The sequence below is a fragment of the Mesorhizobium sp. M4A.F.Ca.ET.050.02.1.1 genome (assembly GCF_003997725.1).
Taxonomy (GTDB): Bacteria; Pseudomonadota; Alphaproteobacteria; order Rhizobiales; family Rhizobiaceae; genus Mesorhizobium.
In genome coordinates, this window is the sequence record NZ_RZSG01000054.1 from 1 (window position 1) to 17,147 (window position 17,147).

Annotated in this window: 13 protein-coding genes and 1 pseudogene; 9 read left to right on the forward strand and 5 right to left on the reverse strand. The window is 57.6% G+C overall.

Annotated features, from left to right (window positions below; genetic code table 11):
* Positions 1–835: 835 nt before the first annotated feature.
* Both EOA33_RS06820 and EOA33_RS06825 read left to right on the forward strand, forming a co-directional pair.
* Positions 836–1,240: a hypothetical protein gene (locus EOA33_RS06820; RefSeq protein ID WP_127405285.1), complete on the forward strand. Its 405-nt coding sequence runs from the start codon at positions 836–838 to the stop codon at positions 1,238–1,240.
* A gap of 12 nt (positions 1,241–1,252) precedes the next feature.
* A complete protein-coding gene (locus tag EOA33_RS06825) occupies positions 1,253–2,515 on the forward strand; it encodes an ATP-grasp domain-containing protein (RefSeq protein WP_127405286.1) in 1,263 nt (420 codons plus the stop codon).
* A gap of 442 nt (positions 2,516–2,957) precedes the next feature.
* Here EOA33_RS06825 and EOA33_RS06830 read toward each other — a convergent pair whose 3' ends face one another.
* Positions 2,958–3,695 (reverse strand): class I SAM-dependent methyltransferase, encoded by a 738-nt coding sequence (locus tag EOA33_RS06830; RefSeq protein ID WP_127405287.1) that lies wholly within the window; start codon positions 3,693–3,695, stop codon positions 2,958–2,960.
* Positions 3,696–4,212: 517 nt separating this feature from the next.
* Between EOA33_RS06830 and EOA33_RS06835 the strand changes: the two genes are divergently transcribed.
* From EOA33_RS06835 to EOA33_RS06865, 7 genes are all read left to right on the forward strand, one after another.
* Entirely contained in the window at positions 4,213–4,575 is a 363-nt protein-coding gene (locus tag EOA33_RS06835; RefSeq protein ID WP_127405288.1) for a hypothetical protein, read from the forward strand.
* A 221-nt stretch (positions 4,576–4,796) separates the two neighbouring features.
* On the forward strand, positions 4,797–5,813 hold the full coding sequence (locus EOA33_RS06840) for an alpha/beta hydrolase (RefSeq protein ID WP_127405289.1): 1,017 nt from the start codon (positions 4,797–4,799) through the stop codon (positions 5,811–5,813).
* A gap of 74 nt (positions 5,814–5,887) precedes the next feature.
* Positions 5,888–7,561 carry an ABC transporter substrate-binding protein gene (locus EOA33_RS06845; protein WP_127405290.1) on the forward strand — a complete coding sequence of 558 codons (1,674 nt, stop codon included), beginning with the start codon at positions 5,888–5,890 and terminating at the stop codon, positions 7,559–7,561.
* 24 nt (positions 7,562–7,585) lie between these two features.
* Complete coding sequence (locus EOA33_RS06850) at positions 7,586–8,557, forward strand: ABC transporter permease (RefSeq protein ID WP_127405291.1); 972 nt, start codon at positions 7,586–7,588, stop codon at positions 8,555–8,557.
* The gene (locus EOA33_RS06855) at positions 8,557–9,483 is read left to right on the forward strand and encodes an ABC transporter permease (protein WP_127405292.1); all 927 of its coding nucleotides are present in this window, start codon (positions 8,557–8,559) and stop codon (positions 9,481–9,483) included. The genes EOA33_RS06850 and EOA33_RS06855 overlap by 1 nt, the downstream gene beginning before the upstream one ends.
* Positions 9,480–10,487, forward strand: coding sequence for an ABC transporter ATP-binding protein (locus tag EOA33_RS06860; RefSeq protein WP_127405293.1), 1,008 nt, complete (start codon positions 9,480–9,482; stop codon positions 10,485–10,487). The genes EOA33_RS06855 and EOA33_RS06860 overlap by 4 nt, the downstream gene beginning before the upstream one ends.
* Entirely contained in the window at positions 10,480–11,487 is a 1,008-nt protein-coding gene (locus EOA33_RS06865) for an ABC transporter ATP-binding protein (RefSeq protein ID WP_127405294.1), read from the forward strand. Before EOA33_RS06860 ends, EOA33_RS06865 begins: the two co-directional genes overlap by 8 nt.
* 106 nt (positions 11,488–11,593) lie before the next feature.
* On the opposite strand, the gene EOA33_RS06870 is transcribed toward EOA33_RS06865, so the two are convergent.
* The 4 genes and pseudogenes from EOA33_RS06870 to EOA33_RS39690 form a co-directional block, all read right to left on the reverse strand.
* Complete coding sequence (locus EOA33_RS06870) at positions 11,594–12,820, reverse strand: acetyl-CoA carboxylase biotin carboxylase subunit family protein (protein ID WP_127405295.1); 1,227 nt, start codon at positions 12,818–12,820, stop codon at positions 11,594–11,596.
* 324 nt (positions 12,821–13,144) lie between these two features.
* Positions 13,145–14,334 (reverse strand): IS3 family transposase gene (locus EOA33_RS06875; protein WP_095833145.1). Its coding sequence is split into 2 segments (ribosomal slippage): positions 13,145–14,085 and positions 14,085–14,334, totalling 1,191 coding nucleotides; the frame shifts between segments, so codons are not numbered across the junction.
* An 832-nt stretch (positions 14,335–15,166) separates the two neighbouring features.
* Positions 15,167–15,688 (reverse strand): MucR family transcriptional regulator, encoded by a 522-nt coding sequence (locus EOA33_RS06880; RefSeq protein ID WP_127405296.1) that lies wholly within the window; start codon positions 15,686–15,688, stop codon positions 15,167–15,169.
* 689 nt (positions 15,689–16,377) lie between these two features.
* Positions 16,378–17,147 (reverse strand): annotated as a pseudogene (locus tag EOA33_RS39690) (IS701 family transposase); the annotation flags it as partial.

The following is a 17,147-nucleotide window of genomic DNA, read 5'->3' on the forward strand; positions in this document are numbered from 1 at the left end:
CTTGATGCCCGCAAACCGCGGGCATCAAGCGTGTCATCAATGCTCCCGTGATCTTCTCGCCGGATCTCGATCCCTTGCTCGTTCGGTTTCCAGCCTTGGCGCCAAAGACTCGGCCAGGCCCAGCGCTCCGCGTGGTCATCTAAAGATCTTGTGTCGCCCTTGTCGGGTCCGCTACACGAAACTCTTCTGCCGTCATTTCTTTGCGCCGGGCTAAACAGCTGAAAGAAATCACAAAGATTTTCTATGGCTCTGCTCAGCCAAAGTGGCACGAGTTTTGACACTCCTTGTTTGGGGCCGCGAGAACTTCCGACCGGCATCTATGTCTCGGGCAACAGCGACAACGGGAGAAGTAAGCTACATGTCAGGTCTGCATCAGATCGCCCACAGCGACGGAGGCATCGGTAAGTCCTCCACTTCGCAAAGCACGTTCGCCGCGCCTGTCGAGCTTGGGCAGCAGATTCTATTCGTCGATTGTGAACCCAAGACCGACTCTAGCCTCCCGATCCTGAAGTCACAGGCGCAGGATACGGTCCTGCAGCTCGCACCACGAGGAATTTCGGTGCAACACCTTGACCGTGGCACGCGCTCAGAGTCGGCTGCAAAGGTAAGAAATGCTTGGGGTTCGTTGGCTCTGAGCGAGCTGTCGACCGCGCCGCTCGCAACTCACCCCGGCCAGTCGCTTGGCCCGGTGTTTCGCGGGCGAGGGTGTCGAGCCGATCCGGTCCTTCTTTACTGGTGGCTAGGCTGGAGGCGTTGTTGCAGAGCAATCGCAACGACGGCTGAGTATATCACCATGTCGACAGCCTAATGAGTCCTAAATATTAAGGGAATCGCAATGTTTCTTAGAGCAGACGGAACTGAAGTATGGCTGCGGACCTCGACAAAGTTGCCTTATCTATCCCTTTCTGGCGGGATCGAAACACCAGAGGATTATGCCACAATTCGGCCAAAGCTGTGTCAGGCCTATGAGTTACTTTCTGGCATCGCCTCTGATGATGCATTCCTGGTGCAGGAATTCGCGAACCGTGGCGCCCTGGTTTTTTGCGCCAAACCTGACAAGACTTGCGCTTTGCTGCTGCTGGGGAAATTCGATCGCCGCCGGGAGAGGCGAAAACGCTTTGACGTGCTCGAAAATCTCGTCGAAGTCATCGAGAACACCATAGATGGAATTGGCCGGCAAGCGAGCGCGACAATCCGCTTCGACTTCATACAGCCTGATCTCGCAATGCGTGTCGGTTGAGAAGGAGGCGTCATGAGCCAGCACATTGTTTTCATCGACACTAATTCGCCCGGCATCGAGACCATGCGTCTCGCCAAGCAAAGGGGATTGCGGGTCTCCCTTATTAGATCTGGCTATCAGCACTATGTCGAGACCGAGCGCGTAAAGCGAATATTTTCGACCCTCGATACGATCATCTCCATTCCAGACTCCACCGTGGATAGGAAGGTTTTGCATGCCGTTCAACAGCTCGCAGCACTGGCGCCGATCGATGCCGTTATCTGCGAATTGGAGCCCTGTGTTGATGTCGCAGCCCGGGTCTGTGGGCGACTGGGGATTCCATTTACCAGCGCATCTGCCGTAACGGTCGCACGCGATAAAACACGCGCACGCGAGGTGATCCTACGCGCCGGCTTGCACTGCCCGAGATTCCGCCCGGTTACCACGCCTCAAGAGGCGCGCGCTGCGGCGGAAGCCATCGGCACCCCGGTGGTGGTAAAGCCGCAAACCGGCTTCGATAGCTTGCTTGCCACGGTGGCCTCTACGCCGCCGGAGGCCGAACTTGCGGGCCAGAAACTTCTATCTGGTATCGATGCTTTGCCCAACCAGCTTCAGGCTCAATTTCGCAAAGGAATCCTCGTCGAGGAGTATCTTAGCGGTCCTCTTGTTTCCGCCGAGATAGGTGTACGGGACGGACGATTCTATCGCTTCATGATGTCTGACCATACCCGCGCTTCCGAAGATGAATGTGTCGAGATCGGCGCATCGATGCCCGCCAATTTGACACCTGATCAGGTCGAGGCCTGCTTCCGATACGCGGAAGCGGTCGCCCAGGCGCTGGGCCTCGACTTGGGTATTTTTCACGCCGAGATGATTGCGACGACGCAAGGTCCTGCTCTGGTCGAGATGAATTCGCGGCTGATGGGGGGTGTCATGCCCCATGTATATCAACACCTAACCGGTGAAATGATCCAGGAACGACTGCTGGATATCCATCTTGGACTCCCAATCCGCGAAGGCTTACCGAACCACGCCGGCTACGTCTCGGCCCGAAACATCATGCCCGATCGCGACGCCGCACTGGCCAGCCATATCGATGTCTCGTGGCTGGAGCAATATGGCGATCAGCTGATCGAGTTCGATCCGCACCGCCTCGATCCGGGAATCCGCGTCCAACGCCGCGAAACTCTCGGTTGGTTCCACGTGCGAGCCGGATCCTTCGCAGAGGCTAATACGGTAGCCAATGCCATTCTCGGGCGTTTCGAGAAATCCATCGGCATCCGCCTGATGCGATAGCAATCTGCCGCACCGCTTCGGGGCAATGACAACGAACAGGTAGTCTCTCTTGTAGCACTGATCACCCAGGAGCAGCCGTGTGACCCGTCGATAGCCGATGTGGGCTTCATGCTGCCACTACACCTCCACCGAGCTTACGGTGTGCCGGCACGTCGGCCATGCAGCTTCGTTCATGGAATCTGCCGCCAGGCCGCACCGTATACTGTGCTACCAATCGACAAGCGGCTGGCACACAACTCCCAAATTAACATTTCCGGCAACATCGCACGATGTCGCTGCCCTTGCGGGCGCCGGGCCGGACTCAATCCGGCGGAGGTGTCGGCGACGCCTACTACCCTTGCTGCGAGCCTCGCGAAAGCTCCTCGCCCAGCATACAACGTCTCTTGATTCCAATGTGCGACCGCTGCCGGTGAAGCATCGTGACCGCTGGCAAAGTTCGGGACTACAAGCTAGCTCGGCGATAGACAGAGATATGACGTGTCGACGCTTGGGTGAACGCACCTCCCACCCAATCTCCCCAACGATCCGCCAGCTCCAGGCCCACGCACTCAGCCATCGTATCCAGTTCCTGATGGTACACATATCGAACCGGTTGGGCCAAACGCCGCACCGATGTTTCAGAAAACAAGAGGAATGATGTAACCAGAGTCTGTTTCAATGAATCGTGGACGTCTGCACGGAGAAATGTGTTTTCATGATCGACGTGCAAAGTCGTGGTTTTCTGCCCGTTAACGAAACCGTCCAAGGCCGGAACATCGATCTCTATGACCAAAAACCCATCCTCGGCTAAGACCGATGCAGCCGATCGGAGGCAAGCAATTTGCGCTTCGCGTGTGAAGAGCTGCATAAACGTATTATAGATGCAATATACAGTATTGTAGCAGCTTGTTAGCGTGAAATTGATAATGTCTCCGCGCCAAGCCTTGACCGTATTGCTACGGCTGGCAAGCAGCCTCAACATGCTACCGGAGTTATCGATGCCTTCAACGCAGATCCCTCGGGCACTCAACGGAACTGCCACGCGTCCGTTACCTATACCTAGTTCAAGCGCATTACCTCGGTTACAGCGCCGCTCAAGAAAGGCAACCGTCTCATCTGCCTCAGCTATCTTACCTCGCATGTTCGTGATTTTTTCGTACACCGAAGCCCAATCGTCACCGTAGATGAAATCGTCATGCATTTTTAGCGCTCCTCTAAATCGGTCGAAATAGATTGCTGAATACACTGCACATCGCGAGCCGCAATCCCGTGGTCACCGATCCGGTAATTGCACGCTGTAGCTGCACCCCCGGTGCAACCCGCCAACGCAGCCGATAATGTCTCGGGCTTTCTAGGGAAGACTCCACCGAAGCTCCTGTGGCGAGTTGCCCAGCGGTCAGCAATTCTGTTGCATGCAGCGGAAAACGATAGAGCTCGCGGTAATGCGATCTGACGCAGACCTGCACTTTAATTACTCCGTCGTTCCACCCATCGCAGTTGAGCCCCATAACAGGGAGGCGTCCGGCGGCTCTCGGGCGCCTCGCACCAAAGGGTTTCAAAACCCGTGCCAACTAATATCGAGCCGAGCGAATAGCTTTGTGATGGTTCTTCGGCTATCTAGCCGGAATAGTAAGACATGGAGTAGCAAGCCCCGTGTCACTGACTCGACAAACCCGACACGACTTGTCGTATGACGTTACCTGCCGCTTCATCGGGTCGTGTCCATCGTGGTGATGCTCGGCGTGAATGAAGCCGCTCGCGTGTTCGCCCGTGTAGCGGCGGCAGCTCATCGACACATGACGTCAGCATTCCCTGTCGGTGCGCTACGCGCCGCAGCGGCGAGGACATTGTCACGGCTCCGGTCGGTCGGCTTCGTGAAGGTCGGCGACAGCCTGAGAAGGATTCCGATCGCCGTCCGGGACGCCACCATTCTCGTCTTCGACAAGGTGGCCGAACTCGACAGTGCCCGCCTGCCAGAGGCGCGGCTCGTCCCGGCGATCATACCGCCAGCCGATCGCCCGGGATGCCAGTGGGTGTCGAGCGTCCACGCCGCCGCCGCCCGTCAGCGGCAATGCTTCTGAGCGGCCCGGCAAGAGCCCGCTCGGGGCCGGAAGTGCCGACAAATGGGACGGGTTGCCTATCATCAGACTATCAGGTCAACAACTGCCTGATCCTGATAGCCCATCCCATTCATATCAAAACTGAAATCTCTTCGCGAAAATGTAATATTTGAAATGATTCAGCTGCGTCTGGTAAAAATTAGCTAAGCCGGACAAACTCGGCGCAATCGGGAGGAGGATCGATGACCGCACCAAAAGACGGTTCGCGGCATAGTATTCTGCAGCACGCCCCCGTGGCCTCGCCGTTAACAGGAGCGAGCAGTCAATCGTCGGCGGTTGACAAGTACCTGACCCCACGTGCCTTCACCGTTCGAATGTCCGAACATGAGTCCGTCCGCGTGTATGAGGTTGGGCCGCCTGATGTTCCTGTAGTTATTGGAATCCATGGGACGCCCAGCAGCGGAGTGAATGAGGTTCTCAAATACGTGGCTACGGGCCCAGTCTTCTGTCGCCTAGTCACTTTTGATCGGCAAGGATATGGATGCTCGACACCCAAGCCCGGGCGCAAAGTAAGGGATATCGCGCCGATCATAGAGGCTGTCCTCGACCGTCTATCGCTTAACGTTGCGGCTGTGTATGGCGTCTCTGGTGGTGGACCGCATGCGCTGGCTGCCGCTGCATTGTTGCCCGACCGAATTTCGCGAGTGGCATCCTGTGGCGGAATAGGGCCGAACTTCGGTCAAGGATTTGACTACATGGACGGGCAGATCCTTCTCGCACGTCAGGAGATGCTAGCCGCGAGGTCCGATCCAGACGCCTTACGCGAATTCTACAGACGTTACATCGTCACCATGGACATGCCTGACGTTGAAAAAGAATGGTTTTCGCAGAATGACATTCACGTGAGCCGCTTTATGCGTGAGGTCATGGCCCCCCTGAAAGACAGGATTGAACAACATCTCAACATAAAGGAACCACTGTTCTCACAGGAGGACGCTTACATTGATGACTTCCAATCGTTTGCTTCACCATGGGGCTTCGATCTTGGATCGATAGGAGTGTCTGCTCGGTTCTTCCACGGTCTCGCAGATATTATGGTACCGCCGCGTCACTCCGAGTGGCTGCAGAGTCAGATCCCGAATGCTGGTTTGGAGCTGTTCCCCAACCTTGGGCATACCCTCAGCCAAATCATGCCGCACGTGTTTGCGTGGCTGGTGGGCGAAACACCGTGTCAGGGACTGCGCCGAATTATGAGTTAATGGCGCTTGGCTTGGTCACAGGGCCGGGCTGGAATTTCAGCGACAACGAAACCCGGAGCTCGGAGGGAATACGGATGACAGAGTTGCCACTTAGTCGCCGCGCGGTCGTAAAGGCGATGCTGTTGGGATCGGCGGTGCCCTGGTTCATGCACTCTCGGGCGTTTGCCTCGTCTTGCGACGATCACATCGTACGCATCGCCACAATCGTCGCCCCGGATTCGATGAACCCCTTTGCGACTTGGGCTTCGTTCTGGCCCCTTCAGTTTACCTATGACTGCCTGGTCGGCGTCGATGCCCAGCGCCACCCCGAGCGAAAGGGATTCGCCAAACAGTGGTCCGTTGCCGATGACAACGTCACGTGGACCTTCAAGATCTGGCCAGGCATGAGGTGGTCGGATGGCCAGCCGGCCACGGCCAGAGACGCCGCGTTCACCTACAACTATCTGTATGGCTCTATAGGCAAGCCCGACGAACTGAACGTTGGCCAGAACAGCACTTCCGGCCTGGAGCAAGTTGAATCCGTCACGGCCATTGACGACGAGACATTGCAGATCGTAACCAAGGCTCCCAGCCGCTGGCCGATCGATGACAACTTCACGAGGATTGTTCCCGAGCACATCTGGAAGGACATCAGCTACGCGGATGCGCGCGGCACCTTCCGCAATGATCCACCACTCGTCGGCACTGGGCCCATGATCCTTGCGGAGTTTAAGCAGAGCCAGTTTGCTCGCTACGTGCCGAACGAGCACTTCCGCACAGGACGGCCGGTTACTTCGGGGATGATCTTTAGCTTCTTCGATACGGCCGATCCCATTGCTCAGGCTCTGAAGAGCGGTAGCCTCGATTACGGTGTCAGCCTGACGGCAGCCCAGTGGGCCGACCTCTCGAATGACCCCGACATGAAAGTTGGTCAACAGCGCACCGAGCAGCGCAATTATTTAGCCTTCAACACGCTCTCCGGCAAAGGAGCAGGCAGTACAAAGGCGCTCCAAGACCCGGCATTTCGCGATTCCATCGGCTACGCGATCGACCAAAAGACCATCGTCGATAAAGCGTTCCGCGGCCACGCCGACCCTGGCGTCGGACTGGCAATGCCGGTGACGGTCGATTACTACTCGGAACTGAGTGATATCAGGCGCCATTTCGATCTGGCCGAGGCGGGTCGTCGACTCGATGCCGCAGGCTATCGGGATATAAACGGCGATGGGATTAGAGAGGACAAAGAGGGAAAGAGCTTCCAACTCGACCTGATCACAGGAACGCTTTCGGGCATGCTTGAGATGCCCATTGCGGCCGTGCAACTCGTGGCTGGTTGGTTAGAACAAATTGGTATTCCCGTAACCGTGACCCAGCTCGATTCCGGTGCGCTGTCAGCCCGCGGAGCAGCCCCGGAAAATGGCGGCGGAGGCTGGGATCTGCTGATCACCGGGAGCTGGCTGTCTCCTACAGCTCATGACGTGCTCGCCCTGGGCAGCAGCAAGCAGAGAGGCACGGGCAACAGATCATACTGGACAAACGACTCCTTCGACGAACTCGTGTTGGATGTCGATCGCACCGTCGACCTAGAAAAGAGTAAAGAGCTGGTCGATCATGCGGCGCGCCTCATATACAAAGAAGCGCCCTGCATCATTTTGTGCTACCCTTTTGTGCTCGACGCCCGTCGTAAGGATTGCTTCGAGGGTTGGGGAACCCAGGATATCACGTCGATGTGGAGCTACTTTCCGCTCGACCGCCTGAAGCCCGTCTAAATTGTCTTTGTGGAAATCCAAACGATGAGCCGACGCATCGGGCGAATCCTCCTCAGGGCGGTCGTGACGCTTATGACGGTAGCGATCCTGAACTTCATCTTGTTCAGGATCATTCCGGGCGACCCCGCCAGGCTTCTGCTCGGCGGGGCTCGCGTCAGCGTGACACCCGAGCAGATGGACGCGCAGCGCCAGAACTGGGGCCTTGACCGGCCGCTGTTTCCGGACCAAGTGGTCGACTACTTGTCGGCAACTCTGAGTGGCGACTTCGGCTACAGTTTCAAGTTCAGGGGCAGGCAGGTGGCTGACCTGATTTTAGAGCGCTTGCCGGCCACCATCGCCCTTGTCGGCCTAGCTCAATTCATCGCCATCTTAGGCGGGGTCATACTCGGCCTATATGCGGGTTGGCGCAGAGGGGGGGCCGTTGACCATATCGCCACCGGAACCTCCCTGGCGCTCTACTCAACGCCCTCGTTCTGGCTTGGCATGCTCTTGGTGGTAATCTTCAGTACGGTACTGGGATGGTTTCCAGGCTACGGCGCATACTCGCCGGGCGCGATAACGGGGTCTCTTGGTTCGTTTCTGGATTACCTGCGGCATCTGACGCTTCCGGTGTCCGCCGTGGCGCTTGGGCTCATCGGCCAATACGTTGTGGTCGCACGTGCGGCGATGAGTGACGTAGTCACCGAAGACTATATGGTAACCGCACGGGCTAAGGGGCTGACGAACAGCCAGATGCTGATAAGCCATGCATTTCGCAATGCAATGCTACCAGTCGTGACCCTGGTTACCCTCAATCTCGGCTACGTGGTCGCCGGTGCCATCACCGTCGAAGCCGTATTCGCCTGGCCGGGCATCGGGGGGCTGACGGTGGAAGCACTCAACGCACGGGACTACCCCGTCCTTCAGGGCATCTTCCTGTTGCTTGGGGCCTCGATTGTTGTCGCCAACCTCATTGCAGACCTTGCCTATGGCCTCCTCGATCCAAGAGTTCGGTAATGAGCATTGTTCAATCTCCTCTCCCAGGTCGGGCACGAGCGATAAAAAGCTTTCTGCGGCAATTTTTCAGCTACGGCGGCGCTCAGGTTGGCTTTGTATGCCTGGCATTATTTGTTGCTGTGGCAGCAGCCCCCAATATTCTGGTGGGGCCGCTTCAGACTGCAATCAATGCGACCGGTGATTTCCTCGCGCCGCCTTCAGGCCAGCATCTGCTGGGGACCGATGAGGTAGGGCGGGACGTGCTCAATCTGGTCGTCCACGGTGCCCGGATATCGCTTACGATCGCGCTGCTAGCGACCGTTATCAGCCTCGTGGTCGGCACTGCGGTTGGCATAACCTCGGGTTACTATGGTGGCTGGGTTGACGTCTGGCTGATGCGCTTGACGGATTTCTTTTTTGTCTTGCCGTCCTTCGTGCTGGCGTTGGTCATCACACCGGTGGTCCTTGAGGTGATGGGGCGCGGTAGAGAAATCCTCGGCTTTCGTCCTTCTCTGTTCGTGATCATTGTTGTTATCGGCATGACAAGCTGGGCGTTCGTAGCTCGTGTCGTTCGCAGCCAGACACTGTCGCTTAAGGAGCGAACATTTATTGATCGAGCACGCGTAGTGGGCAGCAGCAATTTCAAGATCATGGTGCGCCACATCCTCCCCAATCTCGTGCCGCAAATCGCGGCAAACGGGGCTCTGGTCGTCGCCGGCGCAATCTATGTCGAGACGTCGCTTTCGTTCCTCGGGCTTGGCGATCCGCTGCAGCCTTCATGGGGCACTTTGCTTTCGCAGGCTCAGCGCGCCGGCGCGGCCAGTGCTGGAGCTTGGTGGTATCTCGGTGCACCCGGCGTATGCGTCCTCACGGTTTCCCTGAGCTTTGTCCTGGCTGGCAATGCTCTCGACGACACGTTTAATCCACGGCGGAGGATTATCCCATGACAAACTCCTGCCAGCAAAAGGCTCGGCTTCTGGAAGTCGACGGGCTCTCTGTTGACTATGGGCTCAGGGGCGTTTCATCCCGTGCGATTGACAACGTAAGCTTCACGCTCCGGGCCGGAGAGGCTGTCGGCCTCGTCGGAGAATCCGGCAGCGGGAAGACCACGACCACCATGGCCATCGCGGGTCTGCTATCACCCAACGCGCGCGTCAGCGAAGGCGAGGTTCGCTATCGCGGCGAGCGACTGCCGATTGATAACGATGCCGCCATGAGGCCGCATCGCTGGAGCGAAACATCCGTAGTCTTCCAGGGTGCGATGAATGCGCTCAATCCCGTTCACCGCATCATCAAGCAGATCGCCGAGCCATGCATGTTGAAGCTCGGTATGTCGCGTCGCGAAGCGACCGCGCGGGCAAGAGAGCTGCTCGAGCTCGTCGGCATTCCGCCGGATCGGGGGACTGCCTATCCTCACGAATTGTCGGGCGGCATGCGTCAAAGGGTGATGATTGCCATGGCGCTCGCATGTCGCCCCTCGATCGTCATCGGCGATGAGCCTACTACAGCGCTTGACGTTATCACCCAAGCTCAGATCCTTAAGCTGCTGGGTGAGTTGCGATCGAGGCTTAGGCTTGCCCTCATTTTGATCACCCACGACCTTTCTGCGGTGGCTGAATGTTGTGATCGCGTCATGATCATGTATTCCGGCCGAATCGTCGAGGACGGCACTGTCGCCGAGATCTTCGCCAGACCTAAGCACCCGTACACCAGACTGCTGATCGATTCGATCCCGAACCCGGCAACCGGCAAAAGGATGATCCGGCCGATACCGGGTGATCCCCCCAACCTAGTGAATCGACCCTCAGGCTGCGCCTTTCATCCGCGTTGCCCGTCGGCTATGGGGATTTGCGCGACCGTGGTTCCCAGCCTCGATACGTTCGGGCGGGGCCGTGTTGCTTGTCATCTTCACCGGTCCTCGCAAGAAGACAAGGTCGCAGCTCATGCCTGATATCGCCGAAATCCTGCGTCTCGAGAGCCTGCAGGTCCATTTTCCTATCCAGAGCGGGCTGTTCGACCGTGTGCTGGGCCGCCCTGCCGGAGCGGTGCGTGCGGTGGACGGGATCGACCTTAACATCCGACGGGGTGAGATCGTCGCCCTAGTCGGGGAATCGGGAAGCGGCAAGACCACTGTGGGACGTGTGATCAGCAAGCTTGCCCAACCGACAGCCGGCAGATTGCTGTTCGAGGGCCGCGACATGACGTCAGTTCAAGGCCTGTCGGCTTTGCGTCCGTATCGTCATCGCGTGCAAATGATCTTCCAGGACGCCTATCAGGTGCTTAACCCGCGACACACCGTGTTCGATATCGTCGCGGAGCCGCTGCGTTCCCTGAGGCTGGTCAAGAATGGGGAACAGCTCGTCGAGCGGGTCAGTGAAGCGCTTGCGTCCGCCGGACTCAATCCTCCCAGTGATTTTTTGTCCCGCTTCCCCCACGAACTGTCCGGCGGCCAGCGCCAGCGTGTGGTGATTGCCGGAGCGCTTGCCGCGAGACCGGATCTCATCGTTGCTGACGAGCCCGTATCGATGCTCGACGTTTCAATACGCGCCCAGATCCTGCAGGTCCTTGTTGACTTGCGTGACAAGTACAATGTGGCGCTGCTGTTCATCACGCATGACTTGCCGCTCGCCTGGTTAATAGCCGACAGGATTGCGGTCTTGTATCTTGGGAAATTGGTCGAGATCGGTAGCGCAGACGAGATCACATTCAATCCCCGCCATCCCTATACCGTGGCCTTGCGTAACGCCACACCACAGATTGGCAGCAACCCAGGTCGCGCCGAGCTGCCGGAGTTGCAGGGCGAGGTTCCAAGCGCCGCCCGTGTGCCAAAAGGCTGTCGGTTCCATACTCGTTGCCCACTGGCCTTCGACCGCTGCAAAGCAGAGGAGCCGCCATCAATCGCAATCGAGGTTGGACCACAGCACCTGTCGGCCTGCTGGCTCGCGAAGTGACCGTCGGGGCGGACGCCTCACGCGCGAAGTCATCGACGTTGCGGCGGCTCTCGGGCTGAGACGAAACGCACCTGCGCTGATCTAGAAGTCAAGGCGCAGATCGTTTCTATTCGCCAAGGGCCGGAAATGGCGTGATCGACCAACTGATTAATTCGACGGCGCGCTGAAGCGCGGCTTTGGTCTCAGGAAGACTGGGTGAAGTGGCGATAATATGTCCTATCCAATCTCCGCCATCGCCTTTCCTGATGATTGGCGTCTTAGGCTTGACATAAAATTTCACCTCGGCAACGCCGGTTAAAGCGGCTGCCCGACTTTCCCCATCGATCCCATCGAGGATGCCATCACGATCAGGAACTAGGATCCGCGCCGCAGCAGTGTGCAAATGCCTTCTGCGCAAATTCCATTCCTCGCCGATAACAAATTTGATGTGCTCGGTGACAAGATCGATCCCGTAAGCCAGCTTAACCAATTGAGGATCGGGCGTACTTGCAAGACGCGGATTGACTTCAATGACGACTGGCCCCCGCTTAGTCCAGCGCAATTCAATGTCCGTTGGCCCCCAGCCAAGGCCAAGAGCCTGCAAACAGCTCAAGGAAACATCGGCGATACGTTTGTGCTCCTCATCAGTCAGGACAGCCGGAAAGGTGCACTCATGAAAGACGAAATGCGGTGGCGGATGTAACTCGGCGGCTTCAATCCCGATGACATGACTCCCCATTATATGAGTGCAATAATATGGACCTTGGGCAAATTCTTCGACCAATATACTTGGCGAAGGCCGCCCGATATGCTTTCCGCCCAATAAATGTGTCGTATGTGCGACGACTTCACTAATGTCATAACACAATCGTACACCGCTACTTCCAGTGCCTACTGCAGGCTTAATAACAACTGGCAGTCCGATGTCTACAGCGGCGCTTTCTACTTCCATAATATTTGCGGCCATGCGATAATCAGGCACGGGAACGCCGGCCTCCGCGAGCAGTTGACGTTGAGTAAATTTGTCGCAGCATCGTTCAATCGATCCGGCGTTAGGGCCCGGTAGATCGAAATAGCGGCAGAGCTTGCCAACTGTCGCATAGAACAAATCCCCGACACTCGTAATGCCAGCAATGTCATAGGTCGCTTGCAGGTGAGAACATTCGCGGATCAGCGCATCGAGATCGTTTGTATCGACAAGCACTGACTCAATTCCTTCTGCCGCAAGATAGTCGTACTGAGCTGGGTCCGCCGCCAGCACAATTGGATGTAGACCAAGACGCAGGGCTGATTGGACGTATAGCAAACCAATACGCGCTCGTAGTTCAATGAGAATGAGCGCTCTTATTGCCATTGGTGTAGACCTTTCGTTGCATGCTGTGCGGCGCGTCCGGACAAAACGGCCGTCTAGTTTCATTCGTGCTTGGCCGCGGAGTTGTGTTAGGATCGTACCATTCTCAGCTATTTTCGGTCACAAAGAGTCTGTGAATTGATTTCAAGGATTTGTTGCAAGCTTGTGGTGACTGTTCGAGCTTCCGACCAAGTCGGTTCGTAACCATCTGCGTGCTCCCTCGCGTCCCGGATGGGCTCACCTCCTATCGGCGATGAATACTCCCTGATCACGGGTGTCAAAATTTCCTTATTGCCGGTGCTGCCGCCTTGACGTTGCCCCCAGTTTCTATCCAGTTTTGAGTTCGTTTCCGGCCTGGGTTGTGCCCTGCTGGGCGGGTGAAGCGACAGTCGCTGGCGCGGAGCCTTTGGCATAGCGCAGCGCGAGCGACCGTCGCGGATTGAAGGTGATGGCGAACTCGGCCGGTGTCTGCCAGGCGATTTGGGAGTGCGGCCGCGCGGTGTTGTAGTCGGCGCGCCACAGGGCGATGGCTACGCGCGCCTGAGCCAGCGAGGTAAACAGTGTCTCGTTGAGCAGTTCATCGCGCAGTCGGCCGTTGAAGCTCTCGATGAAGCCATTCTGCATCGGCTTGCCGGGCGCAATGTAATGCCATTCGACGCGGTTCTGATCCGCCCAGGCGAGGATGGCGTTGGAGGTGAACTCGCTGCCATTGTCGCTGACGATCATCCGCGGCCGGCCGCGCTCGGTGATGAGCCGGTCCAGTTCGCGGGCAACTCGCATGCCCGAGAGAGACGTATCAACGATGAGTGCCAGGCACTCTCTCGTGCAGTCGTCGACGACGGCCAGGATGCGGAAGCGGCGCCCGTCGGTGAGCTGGTCCGATACGAAGTCGAGCGACCAGCGCTCGTCGGGCCTCAGCGGCACCAGCATCGGCGCCCTGGTCCCGATCGCCCGCTTGCGGCCGCCACGTCGGCGAACGGCGAGCTTCTCCTCCCGATAGAGCCGGAACAGCTTCTTGTGGTTCACGACCAGGCCCTCCCGCCTCAGCATCACGAGGAGACGCCGGTAGCCGAACCGGCGACGCTCCTGCGCGATCGCCTTCATCCGCTCGCGAATCTCGCGGTCGTCCGGCCTGCTGGTCTCGTAGCGAACCGTCATGCGGCAACAGCCGATGGCTTTACACGCCCGCCGTTCGCTCATCCCGAAGCCTTCCTTCAGGTAAGCGACAGCTTTCCGCTTGGCCGCGGGCGTCACCATTTCTTTCCCACGAGATCCTTCAATGCGGCATTGTCGAGCATGGCGTCGGCCAGAAGCCGCTTCAGCCGCGTGTTCTCGTCCTCCAGCGCCTTCAGTCGCCGAGCCTCGGAGACATCCATCCCGCCAAAGCGGGCCTTCCAGTTGTAGATCGAAGCATCGCTGACGCCGTGCTTCCGACACAGGTCGGCGACCGAGACCCCGGCCTCATGCTCCTTCAAAATTCCGATGATCTGCTCTTCAGAGAAGCGGCTGCGCTTCATGTCCTGGTCCTCTCGATGGGCCAGAACGAACTTCAAACCGGATTAGATCAGAGGGGCAAGGTCACCCGCCTTGGCCCCGAAAGGGGCGGAAGAAGCAACCAAGGTCACCGCAAAAGCGGCCACGAGGGCGCTAAATTTCCTTCTCGAAAATCTGTCCACAGCTAACATCCTCGTCTTGCTCCTTGGAAATGGCTCGCGAGGTCCAGTAGGTCTAGCAATTATGTAGACGATAAAGTATCGGATGCTGTTCTTAGCTGCCAGAGAGAAACGCTGTTCGTCTCCAATGCTCATTTGGGGCACGCGTCCCTCGAAAAGGCCGCCGGGGAAAGAGGGGCGAGGTTGCCCATCGCTACAACAGCACGATTTCGCGGCTACATCCGTGAAGGGACGTTCTAGGCTTCTTCATACTTTGGCCGTTGCCAACCGGCCCTCATGCTTCCCATTAGGAGGAGAAGCCCAGGGTTTTTGCACGCATGGCCAGGTAATATTCCTTGACCGGCAAGCGACAAATACGCTCGCCCCGGTCGTCGACGTTTCCATTAAGTCATAACGTCATAACCTGCCTTGCGCCCCGTGGGGCTCGCTCGATGACGTCCATAGGAGTTCGAGCGGGCAGCCCGGTCGGTCGTCGGCCGCGACATAAGGCGGCAGACGAGATCACAATCAGCGCTAGAACGATTGCAAAACGGGCTATGAGAAGCGTGCGCCAACGTGCTGTTCGCCCTTTACGCCATGGCTGAACCGCTTTCCCATCAACATCACTCCGTAGGGGAGGATGCGTTTGCCGTGGCAAAAAGTGCAGAAGGCGCGAGCAAGCAGCGAGGTTGAATCTTCACCCTGGTGTTTTGACGTCTGACCTGCGGCCGAGACCAGCTGACTTTGCAAGACGAGAACGCTGAGCGGCATAATTGGGCGCCACCATCGGATAGTCAGGGGCAAGTCCCCATTTTGCTCTATAATCCTCGGGTGTCAGGCCGAAATGGGCTTTGAGATGCCGTTTAAGGGACTTGTATTTTTTTCCGTCCTCTAGGCAGATGATATAGTCGGGAAACACGTACCGCTTGGGGTTGACTGCCGGAACGAGCCCGGGGCCTTCTGAATCAGGCGGCAGCACGACAATCCCCCTCAACGCAGAATTGACACTAGCGATCAAGTCCGGAAGCCCGGCAACAGGGGTCGCATTCATCCGGACGTAAGCCGCGACAATATCTGCCGTAAGGGCCAGTAAATCCACGCCTGGCTCCTCGGCAATCTCCTCATCCACGTTAATGTGTTCAGTATTCTCCTCAATCACGCCCGTCTGTTCTGTATTGTTGTCTTCTGCGCTTGTGCGCTCGGTATTGTCGTCAATCATAATCATGCTCCTTGCTTTCTGTAAGCCTTCCTATTCGAGACGTTCTGGCTGGTCCAAACGCACGGTGCAGATTGAAGGCATCATCTCAAAAGGCGCAAACTGCACATTCCCACTAGGTCTCATTGCAGCCATCGAAGGGATTGCATCTCGTTTACCTCGGGTACCGGCCGATTGAGGATCGAGCCTAACCTCTCAACGAAGATTACGTGCTTGTCCAAGTAAGGGGAGGGCCTAGATCGGTGGGCCATTGTCTTCGCCAGTGCGCCCGCCCCCGGAATCCGCCCGGGTAGCATGCCAAATTGCCCGAATTCGATCGCTGGCTTCTAGGTAAGCCATCTCGACCAAATAGGTCAGGAGGCTCTCACCATCTGCCTGCGCCGTCTGACGAATTTGTCTCAACATTGCCTGGGCATGGTGCAAGTTCTGCAACTTCCTGGACTGTTTCACTGGAATCCCGGCTTCCAAACGGCGTTCTCCCCAAAGACAACTGAAACTCGCTCCAACCCGAAACCCGTACCCTCTCAGAGCTTCGCGCGACGCCCTTGCTCAGGGTCGGATGTCTCGATCCACATACAGTCACCGATGATGGCATTTTGTCGCATGACCATCATTTCTCCCAATCCAAGCGAATCCGGCGGCCTGGTCGGCCCTATCTCGGAAGTGGGGTGGATCTCGTTTCACGGACAAATTCATGATGGAAACCTCACGCTACTATGCGTTTTGACCGGCAAGGGCTTGCGGCTACGTTCGCGGGATTGATCTTGCCATGGCACGGCCGCCGCGGCGCCGAGCGATCCCGGCTTCGGTTTCCTGGGAGGCCTCGGTAAGCGTTCGAAGCGGCGGCTCGTTTCCATGAGCCTTCCAACCGCTCCCGAGGGGTCGAGGCTCGCCTTGTGGCGAACGGTCGACACCATCGCGAATGCAAGCATGACGAGCGAGACGTGGCGATGCCATCCGTGCCAAGAACGGGTTTCGTTATGGTCGAGACCCAGCTCGTTCTTCGCCGTGCGTAGGCCTTCCTCGACAATCCTGCAGCATTGGTGCACTGCGACAAAGGTTTCGATCTCGGTTCCCACTGGAGACCATGTTGAAAAGTAGCTGAGAGCCTGGTTCGCATCGCGTCGGATCAAGAGCCCAGCGGTCCAGAGGCCTGAGCGGGTTTTATCGAACTGCGCGACGTCCGTGTCAGTGAACGGGCAGTAAGCCCATGATTTAGAGGCCTGGAGCGCCTCTCCTGGGGGGAAGCTCCACCAAACGGAGAGATCGAGGTTCCGTGCGATATCTTCGGCCGTTCCTCCTTCCGGAAAAAGGCGATTTCGGAAAGCGAAATGATGGTCTGCGCTAACGGCGAGCACGTATCCCTTGGACCAGCGTCGTAGGGCCATCTCGATGTCGACGCCACTGTAGACCAAGTCGACGGCTACCCAACTGAAGGGTACGTCGGCTGAGACAATACGCG

What these genes read in the sequence shown, in the direction of transcription:
- EOA33_RS06820 (WP_127405285.1), top strand. Translation starts at nt 836, where the DNA reads ATGTTTCTTAGAGCAGACGGAACTGAAGTATGGCTGCGGACCTCGACA.
- EOA33_RS06825 (WP_127405286.1), top strand. Translation starts at nt 1,253, where the DNA reads ATGAGCCAGCACATTGTTTTCATCGACACTAATTCGCCCGGCATCGAG.
- EOA33_RS06830 (WP_127405287.1), bottom strand. Translation starts at nt 3,695, where the DNA reads ATGCATGACGATTTCATCTACGGTGACGATTGGGCTTCGGTGTACGAA.
- EOA33_RS06840 (WP_127405289.1), top strand. Translation starts at nt 4,797, where the DNA reads ATGACCGCACCAAAAGACGGTTCGCGGCATAGTATTCTGCAGCACGCC.
- EOA33_RS06845 (WP_127405290.1), top strand. Translation starts at nt 5,888, where the DNA reads ATGACAGAGTTGCCACTTAGTCGCCGCGCGGTCGTAAAGGCGATGCTG.
- EOA33_RS06850 (WP_127405291.1), top strand. Translation starts at nt 7,586, where the DNA reads ATGAGCCGACGCATCGGGCGAATCCTCCTCAGGGCGGTCGTGACGCTT.
- EOA33_RS06855 (WP_127405292.1), top strand. Translation starts at nt 8,557, where the DNA reads ATGAGCATTGTTCAATCTCCTCTCCCAGGTCGGGCACGAGCGATAAAA.
- EOA33_RS06860 (WP_127405293.1), top strand. Translation starts at nt 9,480, where the DNA reads ATGACAAACTCCTGCCAGCAAAAGGCTCGGCTTCTGGAAGTCGACGGG.
- EOA33_RS06865 (WP_127405294.1), top strand. Translation starts at nt 10,480, where the DNA reads ATGCCTGATATCGCCGAAATCCTGCGTCTCGAGAGCCTGCAGGTCCAT.
- EOA33_RS06870 (WP_127405295.1), bottom strand. Translation starts at nt 12,820, where the DNA reads ATGGCAATAAGAGCGCTCATTCTCATTGAACTACGAGCGCGTATTGGT.
- EOA33_RS06880 (WP_127405296.1), bottom strand. Translation starts at nt 15,688, where the DNA reads ATGATTGACGACAATACCGAGCGCACAAGCGCAGAAGACAACAATACA.